Origin of the sequence: Aeromonas molluscorum (assembly GCF_051376105.1) — a bacterium.
GTDB lineage: Bacteria > Pseudomonadota > Gammaproteobacteria > Enterobacterales > Aeromonadaceae > Aeromonas > Aeromonas molluscorum.
The window spans coordinates 819,587-843,283 of sequence record NZ_JBPQCY010000001.1 but is presented as its reverse complement, the minus strand read 5'-3'; the positions used below and the strand labels follow the sequence as shown (position 1 = coordinate 843,283).

Here is a 23,697-nt window from a genome sequence, read left to right as displayed (position 1 = left end):
TCCAACAGCATAGAAAACAGGATTTCGCCATGGTAGTGGATCCATGGCGATGCGCAAGGGCCGAGCCGAGGGAAAAAGTGGCCACTGTGCTCGAGGATTACAGGTCACCCCGCCGTGGGTCAATGGCAGGGCAGCTCTGCGGATTCAGGACTTGAGGCTGTGGTAACCACTCCAGAGCCGGGTCGCTACCGTGATGAGGCACAAGGCGGCAAAGCCGTAGGCCAGGGGAGCAAACCAGTGGGGGAGCAGGCACATGAGCACGAACAGGGCGATGGTTTCGCTGCCCTCTGTCAGGCCTCCCAGGTAGTAGAGTGACTTGTGATGGTAGACGGGATTCTCGATGCCACGTTTGCCCGCCATGATGGCAAAGGCCAGGAAACTGGACCCCGTGCCCATGAAAGCGAACAGCAGGGTGGCGGCGGGCAGGGCATTGGCGGGACTGGCCAGGGCAAAGCCCCATACCACGGCGGCGTAGAAGATGAAGTCGAGAGTGATGTCGAGGAAGCCACCGCAGTCGGTAATGCCGTGGATCCGGGCGATGGCGCCATCCAGCCCATCCATGATGCGATTGAGCAAGATGCAGATCAAGGCTTCCTCAAACTGGCCGAAGGCGAGCAGGGGCAGGCTCAGCATGCCGATGAAGAAACCGGTGATGCTGATCTGGTTGGCGCTGATGCCCCAGCGGGCCAGGGGACGGGCGATCACGGCCAAGGGACGGCGGATCAACACAATGGCATGGCGGTCAAACAAGGGGAGCGTCCTCTGAGATAGGGGAATAGCGGGTGGCAGGCGACGCCATCGCGGCGAGATCCAGGATGGTGGCGGGGGCATCCTCTTCATCATGGCTGACCAGAATGGCCGGGATGGCGCGGTTGGTTATCTCCTCGAATACCAGGGCGCGAAACGCGGCGCGTAGCGGCTTGTCGAGGCGTGCGAAAGGTTCATCCAGCAAGATGGCATCCGGCTCGGCGAGCAGGGTGCGCAGCAGACTGACACGCGCCTTCTGGCCGCCGGAGAGGGCGCCGGTATGACGGTCGGCCAGCTCTGCCAACCCGACCCGGGCCAGCGCCTGCTGGGCTTGCTCGCGCCGCGCCGCTCCCTTGATATGGGCCGGCATGCCAAACATCAGGTTCTCGACCACCGAGAGGTGGGCGAACAGCAAATCTTCTTGAAACAGCATGCCGATGCGGCGCTGATAAGCGGGCAGCGTACTGAGGAGGCGGGTCCCGAGCCGTATCTCACCGTCAAGTTGCAGGGGGCCTCCCGGAGGCAGCACCCCGGCAAGGCCAGCCAGCAGCGAGCTCTTGCCACAGCCACTTGGCCCCATCAGGGTCAGGATCTCCCCGGGGGCTATGCGGCGCTCGGGCAGTTGCAACAGTGTCTGCTGACGTAGAACCAGAGTCAGGGGGCCCAAGTGCAGGGGCTGCGTCATGAGGTGCTCTCCATCGAGTTTGGTCTGCGCGGCAGACACAGAGCCAGGGCGTAGATCGCCAGCGGCAATGCCAATTGCAGTAAGCCATAGAGACTGGCGAGGCGGCGGTTGAGGCCAGAGCCGATGGCCACGGCGTCGGTCGTGATCGTGATGATGCGCCCGGCGCCAAACAGCAGGGTCGGCAAATATTGGGCCAGGCTGACGGCGGCGCCCACGGCGAAGGCAAAGGCCAAGGGACGCCGCAACAGGGGGCCCTTGACCCGCCACCAGGTTTGCCAGGAATTGGCCCCCAGGGTGGCGGCCGCCTGGACCAGACGATCGTCAAACTGACGATAGGGACCATAGAGGCACAGATAAACATAGGGATAGACGAACAGCAGCTGGCTCCAGAATACCAGGGTGCTGCCGACCGGCAGGCCGAGCCAGTCGGCACCAAGACGGGCCCCCAGCAGCAGGCTGGCCTGGGGGAGCAACAGCGGCAGGCAGATCAGCCAGAGCGGCCAGGGCCTGCGTCCACGTTGGGCTTCCAGGGCAAGTACCACCAGGATGAGGGTCGCGATGGCAGTCGACAGGGCAAGCCAGGTGCTGTGGCCGAGGGGCAGAGCGAGCTCGCCGATCGCTTGTTGCCAATGGCGCCCACTCCACTGGCTGGGCCACGGAGCGGGGAAGGACCAGCGGCGGGTGAAGGACCAGAGGATCAGGGCGGCCAGCACCAGCAGATTGACTGACAGCAACAGGGTGGACAGGGTGGCAGCCAGGGCCGGAACCAGCCGGGCAGAGGGGCGTTGGCGTTGGCCATTGAGCATCCAGCCTTTGCCCCAGGTCAGATGAAGCCACTCAAGGGCGCGTAAGCTGGCGAGCAGCAGCAGATTGAGGCCAAACAGCAGCAGGGCGCCGTTGTTGGCCAGGGCGCGCCAGCTCAGGTCGGCATCCTGATACCAGAGCCAGAGCCGCACGGCCAGCGGTGCCGGTTGGGTGGGGCCGAGCAGCAGCCCCAGATCGACCACCCCTAGGCCATAGGCGGCTACCGCATAGAGCGGCAGGCGCAGACTGGGCCAGAGACTGGGCAGGATCAGTCGCCACCAGATCTGGGCCGGACGAAAGCCGAGACTTTGCCCCAGCCACTGTTGGCGGGCGAGCAGGGGAGGCTCCAGGGCACCTAGCGCCATCAGCAGCAGGAAGGGCACCTCTTTGAGGACCAGCATGATGATGAGGCCTAGCCCCCAGGGATCATGCAGTGTCTGCCAGTCCGGTGGCAGGCTCAGTCCGGTGATCCCGGGGGAGACCAGCCGCAGCAACCAGCCGGAAGGGGCGATGAGAAAACCAAAACCGATGGCAAAGGCCACATGGGGCATGGCCAGCAGGGGGGCGAGCAGGCGGCGCAGCAGTGCGACGCTGCGATTTTCACTGTGGGCCAGCAAGAGGGCGACCAGCAGCAGGCTGAGCAGGCTGGAGGCAGAAGCTATCCAGAGGCTGAGCCAGATGGACTCCCCCAGACCTGGTTGGGCCCAGAGCCGCAGCCAGGGCGCGGAGCCTCTGGCCTGGCCAAGCAGGATCAGCAGGCCGCCGAGCAGGGGCAGCCAGAGCAGGCCCGCCGTCAGCGGCAGGATCAGGCGCCGCATCTAGTGGCCGTAACGCTCGGCCCAGGCGCTTTCCAGCATCAGCTGCCAACTGGGATGAGGCTCGGCCAGCGCCTTGAAGCGCAAGGCGGGCACGGCATTGGCGGGCAGGGCATCCTGGCGCAATACGCTGGGGTCGCCCCAGATGGCCGGTTCGGCCTTGCGCGCCTGGGCGGCGGGGCTGAGCAGGAAGTTGGCCACCACCTTGGCTCCGGCGCGGGCCGTGGCGTTGAAGGGAATGGCCAGGAAGTGGCTGTTGGTCAGTGCCCCCTTATCCATGGCGACCGCCTTGACACCGGGAGGCAGGCTGCCTGTCTCCACCGAGCTCAGGGCCTCCTGGGGATTGAAGCTGATGGCCATGGCCAGTTCGCCATCATCGAGCAGTTGCTTGGTCTCGGCGGCGCTGGCCGGGAAGGCTTTGCCTTGACGCCACAGGCTGGGATGCAGGGCATCGAGGAAGAGCCAGAGCGGCGCCGTGACTTGGGCAAAGGCGGCGTCGGTCGCCGGGCGATAGAGGGGGGCCGGATCGAGCGCCAGCTCCAGCAACATCTGTTTGAGGAAACTGGTGCCGTGGAACTGGGGCGGCTTGGGGTAGCTGAACCGGCCCGGGTTGGCCTTGGCCCAGGCAAGCAGCGCCTTGGCCGAGCGCGGTGGTTCAGGCACCTGGTCGGTGTCGACCATGAAGTTGAGCTGGCCCAGTCCCCAGGGCGCTTCCAACCCCTCGACCGCTACAGTGAAGTCTTTGTCGACCGGCAAGCTGGGGTCGACCAGCGCCATATTCGGCAACTCCTGGCTGAAAGGGGCACCGAGCAGGCCGTTGTCTTTGAGGGCCTTGAAGTTTTCGCCATTGACCCAGAGCAGGTCGATGGGGCCTCCCCGGGTCTTGCCTGCCTGCTTGCCCGCGAGCAGCTGACTGACGCTGGGGGCGATGTCATCCACCTTCACCTGCACCAGGGTGAGCCGATAGTCGCGCGCCAGCTCCTTGGCTGCCCAGCCGAGGTAGCTGTTGATCTCAGGGCTGCCGCCCCAGGCGTTGAAATAGACCGTCTGTCCACGGGCCTCGGCCAGGGTCTGCTGCCAGTTGATGTCGGAAGAGGCCTGGGCCTGCCAACCCCAGAACAGGGCCAACGCGGCTATGCCGTAACCTAGTTTGCCAGAGGTCATCATGGCTCCTTGTGGTGAGTGGAGGGCTGGGCCGGATCCCGCAGGGGAGTCGGGCCTGTCTGCAACGGATGTTGTCTGGCATCGAGCTTGCCACGGCGGCGCCAGTGGTGGTATCGGGCCAGCCAGGGCAGCAGGGCCTCGGGTTTGTGGGCCTGTTTCCACTGGCCAGCCACATACTTGTTGCCCTCCATCAGCGTGGGGTAAGCGTGAATGGTGCCCAGTACCTTGCCAAGGCCCAGCTTGTGGCGCATGGCCAGGGTGAACTCGGCGATGCGCTCGCCGGCATGGGGGCCGACGATGGTGGCGCCCAGGATCTTGTCTTTGCCAGGGGCGGTCAGCACCTCGATGAAGCCCTGGGTTTCGCCATCGGCGATGGCCCTGTCCAGCTCTTTGAGTTCGAAGCGGCTGCTTTCAAAGGCAATTCCCTGTTCTTGCGCCTCCTTGCGGTTGAGGCCGACCCGGGCCACCTCCGGGCTGGTATAGGTGGCTGCCGGGATGACGCGATAGTCCGCCTTGACGCGTTTGAACTGGCCAAAGAGGGCATTGACCGCGGCATACCAGGCTTGATGCGCGGCGAAATGGGTGAACTGGTAGGGGCCGGCCACATCGCCCACCGCTGAGATGCTGGGGTAGTTGGTGGCGAGGAAAGCGTCCACGGCTATGGTGCCGCGAGGGGTCAGCTCGATCCCCAGCGCTTCCAGGCCAAAGCCGGTGACATTGGCCACTCGGCCCAGGGCCAGCAGCAGCTGATCTCCCTCAACTTCCAGACGCTGATCCCCCCGGCACAGGTGCAGGTGGATCTGGCCTTGCGTCAGGGATTCGACCCGCTCGGCACGCCAGCCAATCAAGAGTTCGACCCCGTCATCCTTCATCTGAGCTTGCAGCAACTCGGCCACCTCGCGCTCCTCCCGGGGCAGGAGTTGATCCGCCAGCTCGATCAGGGAGACCCGGATGCCGAGTTGGGCAAAACTCTGGGCCAGCTCGCAGCCGATGGGGCCCCCGCCGAGCACCATCAGATGGCGCGGGGCCGTGCGTAACTGCCAGAGGTTGTCCGAGGTGAGGTAGTTGACGTCACTCAGCCCCGGGATAGGCGGTACCAACGGTCTGGCACCGGTGGCGATGACGATGTGGCGGCTGGAGAGACGCTGGCCGTCCACCTCCAGCTCCCAGGGGGAGATGAGGCGTGCCTCGCCTTGTATGCACTCGACTCCTAGCGCCTCATAGCGAGCCACCGAATCATGGGGCTCCACTTCGCGTACCACTCGGGCAACCCTGGCCATCACGGCCTCGAAGTCGGCAGTGGCAATGAGCGGTGCGAAGCCAAGCTCGGCGGCCCGGCGCTGCTCCAAGGCGAAGCGGGCGCTGCGGATCAGCGCCTTGGAGGGGACGCAGCCAGTATTGAGGCAGTCGCCGCCCATTTTGTGCTTTTCGATGAGGGCCACCCGAGCCTTGACGGCGGCGGCAATATAGCTGGTGACCAGGCCACCGGCCCCGGCGCCTACCACCAGCAGGTTGTAATCGAAGTGGGCTGGTCGCGGGAATCGGGCAAGCCGGCGGCGCAGGGCAAGCTGGCGTTGAGCAGCCCGGGCCAGCCAGGGCAGCAGGCCGAGCAGGCAGAGCGCCGTGATGAGGCCGGGAGAGAGGATGTTGCCGGTGCTGGTGAGTTGGGCCAGCTGGCTGCCCGCCAACACATAGACGAAAGTGCCGGGCAGCATGCCGAGCTGGCTTACCCAATAGAAGGTGCGAAGCGGCAGGGCGGTCAGCCCCATCAACAAGTTGATGAGGAAGAAGGGGAAGACGGGAATGAGGCGCAGACTGAGCAGATAGAAGGGGCCATCCTGGGTCATACCGGCATCGATAGCCGCCAGCTTGTGGCCAAAGCGGGCACTCACCCAGTCACGCAACAGGAAGCGGGCGCTGAGAAACGCCAGGCTGGCGCCCAGGGTACTGGCAAAGGAGACCAGCAGCAGACCCCAACCGATCCCGAAGATGGCGCTGCCCAGCAAGGTCAGCAGGCTGGCCCCCGGCAGGGAGAGCGCCGTGCTCAGCACATAGACCATGAAGAAGAGGGCACTGGCTTGCCAAAAGTGAGCGTCCACCCAGGCCGCAAGCGCCGCCTGGCGGGCTTGCAGGGCATCCAGGGTCAGATATTGGCCCAGCCCCAGGGCGAAGAAGGTACCGATCAGCAGCGCGATCAGCAGCAGCAATCCCAGTTTGCTTCCTCTCATGATGGTTTCTCCTCTTGAGACTGGGGCTCCTGCTTCTCTTCGGCATCAGGTTGCACCGGCAACTGGCAAAAACCCTGGGCCGGGATGTCCAGGGCGGCATTGAACTTGGCAGACATGTTCTGGAAGGCGACCAGGCCGGCCAGCTCCACCAGGGCATCATCATCGAACCAGGGGCGCAGCGCCTCAAACTGGGCTTCGCTCACCCCGTCCAGACCCGTCATGGCCTCGGTAAAGTCGAGCACGGCGCACTCCCGCTCATCGAACAGGGTACTGGTGCGCCACTGGGCCAGGGCCTCGACCTTGGCAGTGGAGCCTGCGCGCTTGACCAGGGTCATGGCATTGATATCGACACAGAATCGGCACCAGTTAAGTTGAGATACCCGCACCGTCACCAGAGAGCGCAGCACGGGATCGATGGGGGAGCGCTTGCGGTTGATGACGCCATAGAGGGTCGCCACGGCGGCAAACAGCCTGGGGGAGCGACCCCAGCACTTGCCCGGGATCAGTACCTGGCCGTAGTTGCGTTGCTGCAGCCAGAAAAAGGGACGGATAAACCAGGCATAGTCCCGATCCGCTTTCAGCTTGATGCGCATGCTAATCCTCTTTTTGCTTCATCTTGGGTTTGTAGGCACCCCCTAACCGTTCGTTGAGCAGATCCATAAAGGTGTGGATCCGCGCCCGGTTGGCGCCCAGGTCGCTGCGCCCCTGACGGGAGGCGGAGCGCATGTCGATACGGGTCTCTTTGGGACCGGCAAAGACCCGCAGTGCCACGTCATCCTGAAAACCGAACCACGCCGTCGTCACCACGGCATCGAGTCCGTGGGGGCCGGGGTGCACCTGCCAGCCCAATTCCTGCATCAGCTCGCTGGCCTCGGCGATCACCTCGGCCTCGGAGGCGCGGGTATAAAGAGGACCGGGGTTGTCCGCAAAAGCTTTCAGGGGAGGGGCATTGATCGGGAGATCCGACGGGGTTCTGAGCTCGGCGGCCCAGCTGAGGGCGGGGGGGTGATAGGGGTCCGTGCTGACATCGTTGGTCAACGGCATGCGTAGTGCCTGCACCACGAACAGCAGGGGCAGCAGCAGCGGAATGGCCCCCCACAGGTTGGCGGCCTTGCTCCGGCACCAAGGGAGGCGCACCAGCAGGAAAAGAGAGAGCAGAGCCCCGGCCATGCAGAGCGTAAAGCCAGCCCACCAGGGCCAGATCGCAAAACGGCTGCCCAGGGCGCCACACAGGGGTAACAACCAGGCTAGCAGGGGTAGAACAGGCATGGTCAGCATGGCAGAACCTTTGGGGAAATGGCCAAAGGATAAACCTAATTGACTGATAAGGTTAATTTATTTTAACGATTGACCCGAAATGGCTCAATTGGCTGACCGAGGCGGGCGCAAGTAGCACGCCCGGCCAAATCGGGCGGTGACTAGGGTCAGTTGCGGTAGAGCACCTTGATCAGATGAAAGCCGAACTTGGTACGGATCGGGCCCAGTACCTTGAGCAGTTCCCCCTTGAAGACGGCATCATCGAAGGCTTTGACCATGTCGCCTTTGCTGAACTCGCCCAGATCGCCGCTGCGCTTGCCGGAGGGGCAGGTGGAGAAGCGTTTTGCCATCTGTCCAAAATCGGCGCCCTTGTCGATTTTACTCTTTATCTCGAGACACTCTTTCTCTGTCTTGACCAAAATGTGTTGGGCGCAGGCTTTGTTCATGGGTTCTCCTCTTCGCGTGCATTGGCGGACTGAGCCGGGCCTCGTCATGATACCGGCCGGATCGGGCGGCAAGATTAGCGCAATTGTTGCCCCTCGTCAGCCCGGATCACCGGCTTGTGGTGGCGAGCCTGCCAGAGCAGCTCCAGGCCGAGCAATCCATACAGGCTCCAGAGTGCCAGTGGCTCCAGCCATTGACCGCCCAGATTGAGGCTGGCCAAGGCACAGGTTAACAGCAGCACCGTCGTGAGAGGGAGACGCCAGTGGTATGGCAAGGGGGCAAGCAGGGCCGAGCCGAGCAAGATGGCGAGGCCAAAGGGCAGATTCAAGGCCGTGAAGGCAAGGGCCTGCTGACCGTTCATGCCAAACAGCAAGGCCAGCAGAGCGCTGCTACAGGCCAGAAAGGTGATGAATTCGAGCCGTTCGGCGATGTAGTCGGCCAGTTGTTCGCTGCGTGTAGCCATGGGAGTGCTCCTCTGATTGATGTCTCCAGTGTGGCGCAGAGGGGGTGGGCAAGGGAGCGGGATAAATAGATTAGGGTGAACGAATAAGCCATTACCGAAACACAAGCTTTTGAATGTAAATGGATAAAGCAGGATTGCTGCGCATTTTCCCATCCCGTCGAGGCGGCCGCACAGCCAAGGGACTTGCCATTTTCAGAAGAGATAAACAGCCCTGGGACAGGGAGGCTGCATCGCTACTCGATGGGGCCCCCAGGCTTTACCTGACAAAAACTGTCGCGCCAGCCCGTCAGGTGACAGGGCTGGATCCCGGGCACTTTGTACGCCATTTGGACATATGGGGGGCCAATTTTGCCAAAGCGGGTTAACTTATAGCCAACTGGTTAAATTTTATGGCAAATTCAGGTCGCTGATGGGTCTGAATCCCGTTACCTACTATGGTAGGATGAAATCCGTGAGGCCAGGACCTCGCCAATATCATCACGATGGCACCAACATCGTTCGCTTGAGCATGAAATTCGGGGAAGTTGACGTTTGACAGGATGCTATCTGCCCACCCCTTCGGGTAAATCGCAGCCGCGCCGCCGGGTGCGCGCCTGGCTCTGGCTGACGCTCTGCCTCTGCTGCCTGGCTTCCCCGGCCATGGCCGCCAAATTGACCTATCAGGTCAAGGGGCTCAAGGGTGCCAACAAAGAGAACGTCGAAGCCTATCTCAACGCCCTGCCCGTTTATCAGGAACGCCAATACAGACCCGCCCGGGCCAAGATCATCGAAAGTACCGAGCAGGCGCTGCAGGTGTATGGTTACTACCAGCCTGAGGTCAAGCTGACCCGGAACAAGGACAAACCGTCCAGGGTCATCGTCAGCGTCAAGGCAGGGGAACCTGTGCTTATTTCCCGGCTGGATGTATTGCTCGAGGGAGATGCGGGCAGCGACGAGATCTACAGTGAACTGCTCGACAAGCTGCCCCTCAAGGAGGGCGATCAGCTCAATCACGGCAAGTACGAATCCATCAAGGCGGATCTGGGTAGCCTGGGACTGGCGCGGGGCTACTTCAATGCCCGGATCAGCAAGAGCCAGGTCAAGGTCTACCCGGAGAAGGGCACGGCCGAGATCTATATAGTGTTTCGTTCCGGTACCCGCTATCACTTTGGCGAGGTGCGCTACAGCGCTACCCCGGAAGAGCTGCGCCTCATCCAGCCCCTCGTCAGCATCAAGCGCGGCGAGCCCTATCTCGCCATCAAGATGGCGGAGACCTCCCAGGATATCTCTTCGACCAAGCTCTTCAAGCAGGTGGATCTCAAGCCACTCATCAGTGAGGCTCAGGGAGATCAGGTGCCTATCCAGGTCACCCTGGCGCCGCGTACCCAGCACGAGATAGAGACGGGTATCGGTTATGCAACCGATGTGGGCCCCAGGGTGAGTGCCACCTGGGAGAAGCCCTGGATCAACCGCTATGGCCACCGCCTCAATGCCACCGCCAATGTGTCGGCGCCTCAGGCTGATCTCAGTTTCGATTACCAGATCCCGATCATCGGCAAGAATCCGCTGCAAGATTACTACTCCCTGCAGGCTGGTTATCGCTACACCAACAACAACGACACCCGCTCCGACTTGACCACCTTCGGTGTTCATCGCTGGAAGCGGCGCCCGGATGCCTGGGACAGGGACGTCTTCGTGCGTCTGGAAAACGAACGCTATGAACAGGGGTCGGATGCGGGCAACAGTCTGCTGTTGATCCCCGGCGTCTCCTGGTCACGACTGCGACTGCGTGGCGGCATGGTGCCGGATTGGGGCGACAGGCAGCAACTTACCCTGGAGTTTTCCGACCCCACCTGGGGTTCGGACATCCGCTTCATGCGCGCCTGGGGCCGTACCAAGTGGCTGCGTACCCTGGGAGAGAACAACCGTTTCCTGTTTCGGGCCGAACAAGGGGCCATCGTCGGTGATGACTTCTCGCTGGTGCCGCCTTCCCTGCGCTTCTTCACCGGTGGTGATCAGACGGTGCGCGGCTACGGCTATGAGGACATAGCGCCGAGGGATGCGGATGGTCAGCTATTGGGCGGCCGTTACACCACGGCACTCAGCGCCGAATACAACTACAGATTCAGCGAGAAGTGGTTGGGGGCGTTGTTTGTGGATGGCGGCACCGCCACCGATGACTATCAGGAGGCCTGGAAGATAGGCACCGGGGTCGGGGTGCGCTGGGTGACCCCAATCGGTCAGGTCAGGCTGGATCTGGCGGTTGGCATCTCGGAGGAGGATAAACCCCTGCGTCTGCATTTTGCCTTGGGGCCTGAATTATGATCTGGTTGAAACGTATTTTCCTCTGGCTGATGGGCCTCATCTTCCTGTTGTTGATCGGCATCAGCTTGCTCGGTTTTACCCACCAGGGGAATAAATGGCTCTGGGAGCAGGCCAAATCGGCGCTGCCCGCCCTCAAGGGTGAGCTGGTGGCCGGTCAGCTTGGCTATGGCTGGACTCTGGAAGGGGTCGGCTGGCAGGACGAGTTGGTGGATGCCAGGGTCGAGCGTGCCGTGCTCGACTGGGATCTGGGCAAGCTGCTGCAAGGCCAGCTCTGGATCCGCTCCCTGAGCCTGACCCATCCGGTCGTCAAGGTAGCCGAATCGGCGCCAAGCGAAGAGACTCCCAGCGAGCCCTTCGTCTGGCGCCCTCTGCCTATCCGCATCCAGATCGATGCCCTCAAGATCAGCGATCTGGACGTCGATGTCCCCGGTCTGGCGCTGGTGCTCAACTCCCTCGACATTGGCGCCAAACTGGACAGGCATGGTCTGACGGTGCGTGGCCCGGTACTCGATGGGTTGACGGTCAAGCTGGCAGAGACGGCGCCCGCTGACCAGCAAGCCCTGAACGAGGGTAAAGCATCCACAGATAAAGCTCCCGACAAGGCATCGGAATCGACCACCCTGGTCGCGAGCTCGGAGCAGGGCGCCATCGCCATCGAATTGCCCAAGATAGACTTGCCTTTCCCGCTGAGTCTCGAGGGGGTGATGCTGACTCGACTCAGCTACCAGCAAGGGGATCTCAAGGAGGGCATCGACAAACTGCTGCTCTCGGTGCGGGGGGAGGGGCAGCGTATCGACATTGATCAGCTGTTCCTGCGCCACGCCATGGCCGATCTCGATCTCAAGGGTCACATCAGTTTGCTGGGTGACTATCCCCTCGACTTGACCCTGACCGCCAAGGCCCGCAAGGCCCTGCTCGATAACCAGCTCAAGGGTGAGCAGGCGACCCTGACCCTGGGTGGCTCGGTCGGCAAGCTGGCCTTGGCCCTAGACGCCAAGGGGCCGGTCGCCGCCAAGCTCAAGGGGTCACTTGCTGCTCTGGACCCGGACCTGCCCTTCGATGTGACGCTGAACTGGCCCGGCCTCAACTGGCCGCTGCACAAGCCGACGGAAGGGGAGCCCAGTTATCAGTTGCAGAAGGGGAGCCTGACCGCCAAAGGGGCGTTGTCAGGCTATCAGTTTGCCCTCAATACCGCAGGCAAGGGGACCGATGTTCCCCCCTTCAAACTGGCTCTCAAGGGCAAGGGCGACTTGGGTCAGCTCAGCAACATCGACCTGCTGCTTAATGCCCTGCAAGGTGAGCTCAAGCTCGATGGCAAACTGGCCTGGCAAAAAGGCGTGCTGTGGCAGGGGGTGACCAGCTTCAAAGGGATAGACCCCGCCGAGCTGGTACCCGAGATCAAGGGCACCCTGGCGGGCCGGGTCGAGAGTGAGTTTCAGCTCAGCGATGCCGGTCATTGGCGGCTCAAGGTGCCGACCCTCAAGGTCGACGGCAAGCTCAACAAGTACCCGCTTGCCATCACCGGCCAGCTCAGCGGCGACGATGCCATGAATTGGCAGATCCCCGCCTTCATGCTGCAAACCGGCCCCAACAAGTTGCAAGCCAAGGGCAAGCTCACCGAACAACTCTGGCAGCTCGATGCCACGCTGGCTGCCCCGGATCTCTCCGGCATCTACCCCGGTTTGCGTGGCGATCTGAGCGGGACTCTGGCCTTGGGTGGCAACCAGCAGGCGCCACGCCTCAATGCGGCCCTGAGCTCGCCCCGTCTCTTTTATGCCGGTACTGACCTCAAGGGCATAGTGCTCAAGGGCAATGGCGTGATCGGCGAGGTGCCGGCGGGCAAGCTGGCCCTGACGGTGGCGAAGCTGACCCAGGGCAGCACTGTTCTCAAAGAGATCAAACTGGATGCCGACGGCGATCTTGGTCGCCATCGGCTCTCTCTTGATATGAAGGGGGATCCTCTGGCGGCAAACCTGCGCCTCAATGGCGGCGTGCAGAAGAGTCATTGGCGTGGCGCCCTGACGGAGCTCAGCATCAAGACCCCCATGAAGCGCTGGAAACTCAAGGCACCCTGGAACCTGGACGTCGATCTCGACAAGCAGCGACTGGCCATGAGCGATCTCTGCCTGGGCTCCCAGCAATCCAGTCTGTGTATCAAAGGAAGCCAGGTCTCGGCGGCGCAAGGGGAGCTCGCCTTCGCCTTGAACGAGTTTGACTTGAAACGGTTGCGCCCCTGGCTGCCGGACAACTTCCAGTGGCAGGCGGTGTTGTCGGCCGATGGGCGTGCCAGCTGGAAAGGGGATCAACCCAGAGTACATGCCACCCTGCGCACCACCCCTGGCACCTTCATTGCCGATGAGCTGACCACCCGTTATCAGCAACTGGCCATCGGCTTCGATCTCGAGCCCCAGCAGGCCTCCCTGCGCCTCGATTTCGTCTCCGCCGACATCGGCAACATCGACACGGATCTCATCATCAAGGATCCGAGCGGCCGTGGCGCGCTCTCGGGCCAGCTCAAGTTTAACGGCCTCAAGCTAAGCCCGTTTGCGCCCTTGATCCCCGAGGTGCGTTCCCTGCAAGGGGTGATCAGTGCCGATGCCCGCTTCGACGGCACCCTGAAAACGCCCTTGCTGTTTGGTCAGCTCAATCTGGTCGAGGGCGAGGTGCAGACCCACACCGACATGGTGACCCTCAAGCAGCTCAAGACCCGCCTCAAGATCGAGGGCAACCGGGCCGAGCTGGACGGCAGCATGCTGGTGGGCAAGGGGCCGCTTGCCTTGGGGGGCTGGATAAGCTGGGCCAAGAATCCCGTCGAGGGCAGCCTGACCATACAGGGCAAGGATCTGGAAGCGCAGTACCCCGGCATGGGCCGGGTGCGTGTCTCGCCGGATCTTGCCATCTCCCTGGGTGACAAGACGCAAGTGACCGGCAAGATAGTGATCCCCTGGGCGCGGATCCTGGTCAAGAACCTGCCGGAGAGCGCAGTGGCGCGCTCCGACGATGTCACCATCATCTATGACGAGCTGGCGCCGCCGGTAGAGCAGACCGCCCTGCCCCTGGAGATGAATGTGGCGATGGTGCTGGGCGATGACATCCGCCTTGAGGCCATGGGGCTCAAGACCAGGGTGACCGGTGGCATCAACCTCAACCAGGAGCCGGAAAAGCCCCTGTCCGGCACGGGGCAGCTGGAGCTCAAAGATGGTCGCTTCAAGGCCTATGGTCAGAACCTGATCATCAAGGAGGGGCGCATCATCTTCTCCGGCCCGCTGGACAAGCCTTACCTCAATATCGAGACCTACCGGGATCCTGACACCATAGAGAACAATGTGACCGTCGGTGTCCGGGTAACGGGGCCGGCCAGCAAGCCGAAGATCACCGTCTATTCGGAGCCGCAGATGGCCCAGTCCGAGCAGCTCTCCTACCTGTTGCGCGGAAAGGGCCTGCAGACCGGAGGGGAAGATGGCGGTTTCAACGGCCTGCTGGTGGCCGGAGCGGTCGGGCAGGTTGGCGGCGTCGTGTCCGATATCGGCGAGTCGCTGGGCATGAGCGATGTCTCCCTGGATACCGAGGGGAGTGGGGATGATACCCAGGTGACCCTATCTGCCTATCTGTTGCCGGGTCTGCAGTTCCAGTACGGGGTGGGGGTGTTCAGTCCCATCGCCGAGTTCAAGCTGCGCTATGAGGTGTTGCCGAGGCTCTATCTGCAGGCCATGAGCGGGGTGGCGCAGGCGGTGGACATCTTCTACCGCTTTACCCTCTAGCGGGAATGGCAATGAACAAGAGGGGGGCTCAGGCTCCCCTCCTGCTTTCAAGGTGCAGCCGATTCCGGCATCAATTGGCACAAGACTGGCGCTGTTGAGGATGAGTGAGTCGGCGTGCAACCGTCGACGTCCCGGGCTTATGACGCCTGTTGGGAGCAAAGATTTGGTTCGGGAGATGGCTGCGCTATGTCGCGACGCTTCTGCCCATGAGCGCTATGGCAGCAACCTGCCCTAAACGTTGGCCCGATGCTGCCGATAACAGGGAACCTCTCCCAGACCAGACTCGTCATGCTACCCAATACCATCCGTGAACGCCTGCTGGTCGATGAAGGTCAGCTGGGCCAGCGCCTCAATCAGGATCTGTTGCGGGGCGATCGCGCCGATTTTCGCCTGCACCTGGCCCTGCTCACCGAGGCGGTGGAAGAGCAGCCCTGGTTTGATGAGGCTCTCTCTTCCCCCGAGGCGAAGATGGATTGGCGCGCGCGGTTCGGACTGGCTCCGGCGACTCCCTTGCAGGCCGACGAGGTGGCCGACAGCTCGCACCTGACCGAGCGGCTGCAGCAGGGGGGCAGCATGGTGGACGCCAGACTCTGGTTGGCGCTCAATCCTCCCCCTCTGGTGGGGCGGCAAGCTGTGCTGGATCAAGGGGTGCTTGATAACTTGAGCGCCCTGGGCCGGGCACGAGCAGCGGCGCATTGGCAGTTGGCCAACAAGGGGCGCGAGAGCCATCCCCTGGTTATGTTGCCGCTGCTGGACAGGCTGGCTCAAGGAGTGGATGCCAGGCTGCACTGGCGAAGTTGACCTGGCTGAATGGGCCCCAAAAATTGGCGACTCCGCACTCTGGCCCAGAAAAGATGGCCATAGAAAAAGGCGGCTAAGCCGCCTTTTTCTCTCCAACTGATTATTTTTCACATTAAGCATCAACTTCCGCGTCGGATTCTTCCGGTTGGGCTTGCTCCTTGAGGGGAGACTGGCCACGGCGCGCCAGGGGCTTTTCGGTATGACGATTGAGCTGACGCTCCAGCTTCTGTCCCAGGTCGTTGATAGCAGCGTAGAGATCCTCGTGTTCTGCCTGGGCAAAGAGTTTGCCGTTGGGAATACCGGCGGTGGCTTCAATGTTGAACATCAGTCGTTCTTTGGAGACGATCACATGGGGTGTGATAAGCGGCACCTGAAGACGCTCGAGCTTATTGAAGCGAGATTCAATACGCTCGCGAATTGCCGGGGTGATCTCGATGATTTTACTGGTGATTTCAATTTTCATATTGGCCCCCTTCGGGTCGTCTTGCTTGTGTCTTCACCTTCAGAATACCCATGGAGTGAGCAGATAATGTGATCTGAATCACATTATCTGCTCTTTGTTATTCATCAAATTGTAAATTGTGATCTTTTCGGCTTCTGGGCCAAAAAGCACTTGAGCTGCATGAAATGGGCAGGCAGTATGGGGAAATTGGATCCTATCTGTCCCTTCCCGGCAGCACAGTCTGCCGACTTTAAATCAGGTTTCACCCGAACAGCCCCCCCATTTTTCCTTTCCCACTATATTCGGGGAGGCGAGGGCGATCTCGGTATCCTGCGCATTCTGGGGCAGAGACAATAAGTTGGAGTCGTACATGAAGCAGCAGGCCACTCAGATGATGTGGTTTTATGATCCGGGGCAGGGCCAGTGGCGGGTCTCGGATCATGCCTCTAACCAGCTTTGGCAAGGGGAGGGCGCTCACCCCTGGAGCGATAACCTGGATCCTGCCGACGAGGTCGGCTTTGCCGAGTTCCTTTCCCGTCTGCAGCAAGGGGACAAGCCTGGCCAATTTATTGGTCACCTGCAGGGGGAGGATGGTCAGGCGCATCATTTCCTCTGGTGCGGCCAATATCTCCCCGAGCAGGCACTCTGTTGTGGCTGGGTCAGTCCGATAGAGGTCAACGATCACCCCTTCCTGCCAGCCCAGGCCAATGACCGACGCTCCCCGTTGCGGGTGCAAGATCCCCTGCTGGCTCAATTGGCACAGGCGCTCTCCGCCAAGACAGGCCTGGAGTTCTTCAATACCCTGGTCGATGAACTGGCCCTTATCCTCAATGCCGATACGGTCTGGTTGGCCGAGCGAGGGGATGCGGCGTCACTGCGGGTCCTGGCTAGCCATGGGGTCGATCTGGATCACTACCTGCTGGCGGGCATGCCCTGCCAGACCCTGTATGAGAAAGGCCAAGCCTGCACTTTGGTGCTGGAAGCCCCAGTCTCGGGTCACCCCTGGCTTGCCCCGGGGCTCACCTATCATGGGCATCCCCTGTGTGATCGCCATGGCCAGACCTTGGGTCACCTGGCGCTGCTTTTCTCCGGTTCAGTGGCTTTGCCGGATTTGGCCGCCGTCCTCACCATTTTCTCGGTGCGTATGGTGGCCGAGTTGGAACGGCTGCAGAGTGAAGCCCAACTGCGGCTCTCTGCCGTGGCATTCGAGACCCATGAAGGCATCATCATCACGGATCCCGATTACAAGGTATTGCGGGTTAACCATGCTTTCAGCCAGATCACCGGTTTCTCCAGCCAGGCGGTGCTTGGCAAGCGGCTGAGCAGCGATCTCTGGCCCAGTGAGGGGGGGCTGGGTTATGAGCTCGACCACTTGAGCCGCTGGCAGGGGGAGACGATGCGTCGCCACGCCCGTGGTCACGGCTATCCCCAGTGGGAAATCGTGACCCCAGTGCAGGATGACAAGGGGCGGATCAGTCACTTCGTCATCTGCTTCGAGGATATTTCCGAGCGCAAGGCCGCCGAGCGACGCATTCAGGATCTCGCCTATTACGACGAGCTGACCGGACTGCCAAACCGGCGCCAGCTGCACGAGACCCTGGCGCAGACCTTCATGGCGGCGAGCCGGGATCATCTGGTCGGCGCCCTGCTGTTTATCGACCTCGATCACTTCAAGACCATCAATGACTCCCTCGGCCATGCTGCCGGTGACTGGCTGCTCAAGGAGGTGGCCGCTCGCCTCAAGCGGTTGGTACGCCAGGGGGATTGTCTGGCCCGCCTCGGTGGCGATGAGTTCGTGCTGCTGTTGCCCTCGCTCTCCAGCAGTCCGCCCCAGGCGGAGATGCAGGCCGACTTGATTGCCGAACGCTTGATTGGCGAGATAGCGGCGCCCTATCGTCAGGGTGGGCAGGTGCTGCACATAGGCGCCAGCGTGGGCATCACTCTGTTTCCGGGGCGTGACCAGGGGGTGGACGATCTGCTCAAGCAGGCTGACACCGCCATGTATCAGGCGAAATCGGCCGGCCGCAAGACCCGCCGCTTCTTCGACGCCGCCATGCAGCATCAGGCGGACCGGCGCCTGCTCATCCACAACGAGTTGCGCAGCGCCCTGACCGGGGGAGAGCTGATGTTGCACTACCAGCCCCAGCATCTGGTGGAAGGGGGGGATCTTATCGGGGTCGAGGCTCTGATCCGCTGGCAACCGCCAGGACGAGCGCTGGTCTCTCCGGCCGAATTCATCCCCATCGCCGAGGAGACGGATCTCATCGTCGACATCGGCAACTGGGTTCTTCATGAGGCGTGCAGCCAGTATGTGAGCTGGGAGGAGAATGGGATCCATATTCCCCAGTTGTCGGTCAATGTCAGCGCCAAGCAGTTTCATGCCCATGATTTTGTCGAGTGCATCCATGATGTGCTGGCGCAGACGGGCATGGATCCGGCCTGCCTGAACCTGGAGATCACCGAGTCCGTGGTGCTGGGCCATGCGGAGGACACCATCAGCAAGATGACCGAGCTCAAGCAACTGGGCATCAGCTTCGCCATTGACGACTTTGGCGCCGGTTACTCTTCCCTGAGCTATCTCAAGCGCTTGCCAGCCGACGAGCTGAAGATAGACAGATCCTTTATCCAGGATATTCCCCGGGACGGTGACAATATGGCCATCGTCGAGGCGGTGATCGCCATGGCCCGTCACATGGGGTTCAACGTGACGGCGGAAGGGGTGGAGTCGCGCCAGCAGCTGGAATTCCTGCGGGCCCAGGGCTGCCACTTCTACCAGGGATATCTGGCTTCCAAGCCTCTGCCCGTGCCTTATCTGGAACGCTACGTCAAACGGATGGCGGGCAAGTTCGAGACGAGAAATTCCATCGCGGCAGAGCTGTAGCGCGGGCCGTTTACGGGTAGAATGGGGAGACAGAACAGGGCGCCATTGGGCGCCCGATTTTAGGGAGAAGTCGAGTGAAAGCCGTCTGGGGAATCATCTTATCCGCCCTCCTGGTGCCGGGGGCCATGGCGCAGACCATGGATCAGTTGCGCTATCGCCAGGCCTATGATGCGGTGCGTGCTAACGACATGGCTCGCTTCCAGATGCTCAGAAGTCAGCTCGGCCACTATCCGCTGTTGCCTTATCTGGACTATTACCGACTCGCGTTTCGTCCGGGCGGCGCCGAGTATGGCGAGGTCACTCGCTTCATCAGGGATCACGCCGATACCCCCCAGTCCAATCGTTTGGAACGCAGCTATCTCGTTCATCTGGCCCAAAGCAATCAGTGGTCCCAGTTCCTGCGGCTCTATCCCGATGTCCCCAATTCCACCGAGCTGCGCTGCATGCACTACGAGGCGCGCTACCATACCGGCCATCGCGAGGAGGGGCTGCGCGAGGCGGGCAAGCTCTGGCTGAGCGGTGAGTCACGCCCGGATGCCTGCGACTCGCTGTTTACCCTCTGGCAAGGTGCCGGGCTGCGGACCCAGGAAGTTATCTGGTCGCGGATGATGCTCGCCTTCGAAGGGGGCAACAGCAACCTGGTGAATCATTTGACCAGTCAGCTCGGCACCGGACTCAAGGGCAGTGGCGCCCTGATGGCCAGCTTGTTGAGCCAACCCGCCAAGGTGATGAACCCCGTCTATTTCAGCCAGGAGCGCCACTCGCGCCAACTGTTGCTGCAGGGGCTGGTGCGTTATGCCAACAGCGAGCCAGATCGGGTGCTGGGGGCATTGGCCAGCTATCGCAGCCGTTTCGCGCTGAGTGCCCAGGAACTCAAGCCGGTTGAGTACGCCATCGCCCGGCGTTACCTGCTGGATAGATCCCCGGCTCAGCGGGTGTGGGTCGACAGCCAGGTGCGGGCTCAGCCCGAGCTGGTGGAGCTGCGGGCTCGGCTTGCCGTCTGGGAGGAGGATTGGCGCGGCCTGTCCGGCTGGATAAAGCAGATGCCGCCTGCGCGCCAGAAAGAGGACCGTTGGCGCTATTGGTTGGCGCGGTCTCTGGAAGTGCAGGGCCAACAGAAGCCAGCCAAAGCGCTCTATATTGAGACCGCCGGCCTGCGGGGCTTCTATGGCTTTATGGCCGCTCAGCGCAGCGGGGTGCCCTATCGCCTCAAGAATGAGCCGCAGGTCAGGGCCCCGGATTGGCGCAGTGCCGCAACCCGCTGGCCCTTCCTGGCCCGGGTCAAGGAGCTGCTCGCCATGAACGAAATCGCCGCGGCTCGCTCGGAGTGGATCCACAACATGGATCGCAACTCGGTGGCCCAGCGCATCGAATTTGGCCATGTCGCCCTCAATCAGGGCTGGCATGAGCTGGCTATTCTGGCCAGCATTCGCGCCGAGGCCTGGGATGCCCTGGACTTGCGCTTCCCGCTGCCTCTGCAACGCACCTTCTCCCAGATGGCCCGTGAGCGGGTCATGAATACCAGCCTGCTCTATGCCATCTCCCGTCAGGAGAGTGCCCTCTATCCGCTGGCGCAGTCACCCGTGGGCGCGCGGGGTCTGATGCAATTGATGCCGGCCACCGCCAAGGAGACCGCCGGCAAGCTGGGAGTACCTTACCGGGATCCTCAGCAGCTGTTTGATCCCATGATGAACATTCGCCTCGGCAGTGCCTATCTCAAACGACTGCTGGATGTGTATGACGGTAACCGCATTCTGGCTGCCGCCGCTTATAACGCGGGACCGGGCCGGGTGAAACGCTGGCGCGATGCGCACACCGACAAGCCGATGGATGTCTGGGTCGAGAGCATCCCTTATCAGGAGACCCGCAACTATGTGCAGAATGTGCTGTCGTTCGACCTCATCTATCAGCACAGGCTCAAGCAACCCTTGCGTTTCATGTCCGAACGAGAACTGCGCCACCAGTACTGACGATGTGCGGCGCGGCCCCGGCTCCCTATCCTCAGTGGATAGGGGTATCATGGGGCAAGGTTCTGTTACAAAAAGAAACCTGCCAGGTGATCGGGCGCCGCGTTCAGGATTGAACGGGTCGCTATAATGGCGAGCCAAGCGCGGCGAACCCCCTAATGAAAGGAATTGAGAGTGGCAACGATTAAAGACGTTTCCCGAATGGCCAATGTCTCCATCTCGACTGTGTCCCGTGTCATCAACAGCACGGCACAGGTCGCTCCGGAGAAGAAGGTGGCGGTGTTGGCGGCCATGAAGGAGCTGAATTTTCGTCCCAACAGCTTTGCCCAGGCGCTGGTCAGTAAACGTTCCAATTGCGTCGGTGTACTGGTGGGGGATTTGTGTGGTGGACCCTTCTTTGCCCAGATGATGCGCGGCATCGAAACCGTGGTCGATCGCGCCGACAAGTTTACTATCGTGATGTCAGGCAACCATGATGAGGTGCGTGAGCGCCATGCCATACAGGCTCTTCTGCAACGTCAGTGCGATGCCCTGATCTTGCACAGCAAGGCACTGCCGGACGAGGAGTTGAGCGAGCTGGCGGCAGGTTCCACTCCCGTGGTCTTCATCAATCGTCAGGTGCCGGGTGCCGAGGATCGCTGCGTCTGGCTGGATAACCAGGCGGGTATTACCACGGCTTGTCAGCATCTGCTCGATGCGGGTCATCACCAGATAGCCTTTGTCACTTCGGATGACGAGGAGTTTGTCGATGGCCAGCAGCGCATGGCCGGTTATACCCATGCCTTGGCGCGGGCCGGGATAGAGGTCAATCCTGCCCTGATAGGTCGCGCCTTTGCCGACGAAAACGGCGGCTATGTGGCCATGACGGCGCTGCTGGCGCGCGGCGTCCCGTTCAGTGCCGTGCTGGGCTTCAATGATGCCATGGTGGCGGGGGCCATCTCCTGCCTGCTCGAGCGTGGCTACAAGATCCCTCAACAGGTCTCAGTGGTGGGGTTCGACGATATTCCCTACGCCCGTTATATCTATCCCAAGCTCACGACGGTGCGCTACCCCATCGAAGCCATGGGGGGACGGGCGGCAGAGTTGGCGCTGCGTCTGCTGAACCATAAGCCGGCGGAGGGGTTGACGCTCAAGTTCGAAGCCGAGCTGGTCGCCCGGGAATCTGTCACCGAAATGGCATGACAAGATGGCCCCAAGCGGGCCATTTTCAAGCCAGAAATTGAAAGCGTTTTCAGAAATCCCTTTCAACTGTGATCTGCTTCATAGCTTTTTGGCTGGGAGAACACTAGCATGAGCCCCACGAATTAGGAGCTCAGGCTCCCGATTTTCCCGCTGTGGGAGATGACTGGTTATCCAGCTGTTTCCTTCGTTACTTTCGACGGTCATCATGGATGGCCGTTTTTTTTTGGTTTTTTTCCCGCTCGGGTCGCCGAACCTGGCCGCAGGGGCATACCATCCATGGCCATAGAGTTTTCATCAACAGCGGAGGTGAACATGCAAGATGCTGTCCCAGGACAAGCACGATATGAGAGCGCAGCAGACGCTGTGTCCAGCGTCGGAATAGTGGGGGCCGGCTGGCTTGGTCTGCCTCTTGCTCAAGCGCTGATTGACGAGGGGCGGAAGGTGGCGGTGACGGTGACCAGTCAGGAGAAGGTTGATCTTCTGCGGGCCAGCGGACTGGATGCCTGCCTGTTGCATCTCTCGGCGCAGGTGAACGCAGCCTGGCCTCTGGCCGTCGGCAGCCTGATCGTCTGTGTGCCGCCCGGCAAGACGGATGACTACCCAGGCGCCATCATGCAATTGTGCGCCAAGGCCCGGTCAGCCGGGGTGCGCAATATCCTGTTCGTCAGTGCCACCTCGGTGTGGGCGCCGGGACAGCGGGAAGAGGAGCAGGCTGCCCCCCAAACTGAACGGGGGTTGCGCATGCTGGCGGCGGAACAGGCGGTGCTGGCTGCCGGTTTCGAACGTGCCATTGTGATCCGCCCGGCCGGGCTCTATGGCCCTGGCCGCCACCCTGGTCGATTCTTGGCAGGCAAGACGGTCAGTGGCGGCGATCAGGCGGTCAATCTGGTTCATCAGCAAGATGTAGTTGCCGCTTGCTGCTTGCTGCTCGCACAAGGGGTGTCAGGCAGTTGCTACACCCTGAGCGCTCCCGGTCACCCCAGCCGCCGCGAATTTTACCGCGTCGCAGCCCGGCGTCTTGGTCTGGTGGCCCCTGATTTCATCGAACCGGCGGGTGATTTTTCGCCTGTGACAGGAGCGCGGATCTGCCGCGAGCTGGGTTTTGATTATCGGGTACCAGATCCCCTGGTCTGGTTGGCGAGCGAGGCGGGCGTGGCATTGTGAGCCGGGCTCAACGGTGGCTGGATACCTTGACTGGTGTGAGCCTTGGCCATTGGCATGGCGGCGGGGAGATCATCAATTCGTCTGGCGCTGGCAGCCCCGGGATTGGGCATAGCATTTGCCAAGGGCGGAGCCTGTCCCTATCATGCCGCCACCCCAATCATAGAGAGTAGTAATGATGGTCGATACGAATACAGCTACCCAGGCACGTCAGCCCGAAGGGGATCTGCTGCTGCGCACCCTGGCGATGCCGGCAGATACCAACCCCAATGGCGACATCTTCGGCGGCTGGATCATGTCCCAGATGGATATAGGGGGCGGTATCATGGCCAAGGAGCTGGCGAAGGGGCGGATCTGCACCGTCTCGGTAGAAGGCATGACCTTCCACAGCCCGGTCAAAGTGGGTGATGTGGTCTGTTGTTATGGTACTTGTCTACAGGTGGGACGCAGCTCCATGCGGCTTAAGCTGGAGGTCTGGGTCAAGCCGGTACTGCGGGCGAATGATGCCCAGCGCTACTGTGTTACCGAGGGGGTCTTCACCTACGTGGCTATTGACGATCAGGGTAAACCGCGCTCGGTACCTGTGTAGCG

18 protein-coding genes are annotated in these 23,697 nt (G+C 61.7%); 8 read left to right on the top strand and 10 right to left on the bottom strand.

Translation table 11 applies throughout. The features are described 5' to 3' along the window. Positions 1-144 precede the first annotated feature (144 nt). The 9 genes from ACSMDR_RS04010 to ACSMDR_RS03970 form a co-directional block, all read right to left on the bottom strand. The gene (locus ACSMDR_RS04010) at positions 145-750 is read right to left on the bottom strand and encodes a CDP-alcohol phosphatidyltransferase family protein (protein ID WP_436467127.1); all 606 of its coding nucleotides are present in this window, start codon (positions 748-750) and stop codon (positions 145-147) included. After that, positions 743-1,432 carry an ATP-binding cassette domain-containing protein gene (locus tag ACSMDR_RS04005; protein WP_436467125.1) on the bottom strand — a complete coding sequence of 230 codons (690 nt, stop codon included), beginning with the start codon at positions 1,430-1,432 and terminating at the stop codon, positions 743-745. Before ACSMDR_RS04005 ends, ACSMDR_RS04010 begins: the two co-directional genes overlap by 8 nt. After that, the gene (locus ACSMDR_RS04000) at positions 1,429-3,054 is read right to left on the bottom strand and encodes an ABC transporter permease (RefSeq protein ID WP_436467124.1); all 1,626 of its coding nucleotides are present in this window, start codon (positions 3,052-3,054) and stop codon (positions 1,429-1,431) included. The genes ACSMDR_RS04005 and ACSMDR_RS04000 overlap by 4 nt, the downstream gene beginning before the upstream one ends. Then, positions 3,055-4,329, bottom strand: a complete 1,275-nt coding sequence (locus tag ACSMDR_RS03995; RefSeq protein WP_436468191.1) for an ABC transporter substrate-binding protein — start codon at positions 4,327-4,329, stop codon at positions 3,055-3,057. After that, positions 4,215-6,443, bottom strand: coding sequence for a dihydrolipoyl dehydrogenase family protein (locus tag ACSMDR_RS03990; RefSeq protein ID WP_436467122.1), 2,229 nt, complete (start codon positions 6,441-6,443; stop codon positions 4,215-4,217). The genes ACSMDR_RS03995 and ACSMDR_RS03990 overlap by 115 nt, the downstream gene beginning before the upstream one ends. After that, positions 6,440-7,036 (bottom strand): carboxymuconolactone decarboxylase family protein, encoded by a 597-nt coding sequence (locus ACSMDR_RS03985; protein WP_436467120.1) that lies wholly within the window; start codon positions 7,034-7,036, stop codon positions 6,440-6,442. The genes ACSMDR_RS03990 and ACSMDR_RS03985 overlap by 4 nt, the downstream gene beginning before the upstream one ends. Position 7,037: 1 nt before the next feature. After that, positions 7,038-7,721 (bottom strand): DUF1499 domain-containing protein, encoded by a 684-nt coding sequence (locus ACSMDR_RS03980; protein ID WP_436467118.1) that lies wholly within the window; start codon positions 7,719-7,721, stop codon positions 7,038-7,040. Between the two features lie 146 nt (positions 7,722-7,867). Beyond that, entirely contained in the window at positions 7,868-8,146 is a 279-nt protein-coding gene (locus ACSMDR_RS03975) for a peptidylprolyl isomerase (protein WP_005907794.1), read from the bottom strand. Between the two features lie 74 nt (positions 8,147-8,220). Next, the gene (locus tag ACSMDR_RS03970) at positions 8,221-8,607 is read right to left on the bottom strand and encodes a hypothetical protein (RefSeq protein ID WP_436467117.1); all 387 of its coding nucleotides are present in this window, start codon (positions 8,605-8,607) and stop codon (positions 8,221-8,223) included. Positions 8,608-9,138: 531 nt separating this feature from the next. Here ACSMDR_RS03970 and tamA point away from each other — a divergent pair. From tamA to ACSMDR_RS03955, 3 genes are all read left to right on the top strand, one after another. Further along, positions 9,139-10,911: an autotransporter assembly complex protein TamA gene (gene tamA / locus ACSMDR_RS03965; RefSeq protein WP_436467115.1), complete on the top strand. Its 1,773-nt coding sequence runs from the start codon at positions 9,139-9,141 to the stop codon at positions 10,909-10,911. Then, positions 10,908-14,672: an autotransporter assembly complex protein TamB gene (tamB, locus tag ACSMDR_RS03960; protein WP_436467113.1), complete on the top strand. Its 3,765-nt coding sequence runs from the start codon at positions 10,908-10,910 to the stop codon at positions 14,670-14,672. Before tamA ends, tamB begins: the two co-directional genes overlap by 4 nt. Before the next feature lie 288 nt (positions 14,673-14,960). Further along, positions 14,961-15,473 carry a VC2046/SO_2500 family protein gene (locus ACSMDR_RS03955; protein WP_436467111.1) on the top strand — a complete coding sequence of 171 codons (513 nt, stop codon included), beginning with the start codon at positions 14,961-14,963 and terminating at the stop codon, positions 15,471-15,473. A gap of 112 nt (positions 15,474-15,585) precedes the next feature. Here the strand turns inward: ACSMDR_RS03955 and hpf are convergent, their stop codons facing one another. Further along, positions 15,586-15,936, bottom strand: coding sequence for a ribosome hibernation-promoting factor, HPF/YfiA family (hpf, locus tag ACSMDR_RS03950; RefSeq protein ID WP_005893875.1), 351 nt, complete (start codon positions 15,934-15,936; stop codon positions 15,586-15,588). 349 nt (positions 15,937-16,285) lie between these two features. On the opposite strand from hpf, the gene ACSMDR_RS03945 reads away from it, so the two are divergent. The 5 genes from ACSMDR_RS03945 to yciA all read left to right on the top strand — a co-directional run bounded on the left by ACSMDR_RS03945 (position 16,286) and on the right by yciA (position 23,695). Beyond that, on the top strand, positions 16,286-18,796 hold the full coding sequence (locus tag ACSMDR_RS03945; RefSeq protein ID WP_436467109.1) for a putative bifunctional diguanylate cyclase/phosphodiesterase: 2,511 nt from the start codon (positions 16,286-16,288) through the stop codon (positions 18,794-18,796). A gap of 74 nt (positions 18,797-18,870) precedes the next feature. Next, positions 18,871-20,766 carry a transglycosylase SLT domain-containing protein gene (locus ACSMDR_RS03940; RefSeq protein ID WP_436467107.1) on the top strand — a complete coding sequence of 632 codons (1,896 nt, stop codon included), beginning with the start codon at positions 18,871-18,873 and terminating at the stop codon, positions 20,764-20,766. Between the two features lie 171 nt (positions 20,767-20,937). Next, positions 20,938-21,945 (top strand): LacI family DNA-binding transcriptional regulator, encoded by a 1,008-nt coding sequence (locus ACSMDR_RS03935; protein WP_436467106.1) that lies wholly within the window; start codon positions 20,938-20,940, stop codon positions 21,943-21,945. 363 nt (positions 21,946-22,308) lie between these two features. Then, the gene (locus ACSMDR_RS03930; RefSeq protein ID WP_436467104.1) at positions 22,309-23,109 is read left to right on the top strand and encodes an NAD-dependent epimerase/dehydratase family protein; all 801 of its coding nucleotides are present in this window, start codon (positions 22,309-22,311) and stop codon (positions 23,107-23,109) included. 172 nt (positions 23,110-23,281) lie between these two features. Continuing rightward, a complete protein-coding gene (gene yciA, locus ACSMDR_RS03925) occupies positions 23,282-23,695 on the top strand; it encodes an acyl-CoA thioester hydrolase YciA (protein ID WP_436467103.1) in 414 nt (137 codons plus the stop codon). Positions 23,696-23,697: the final 2 nt, after the last annotated feature.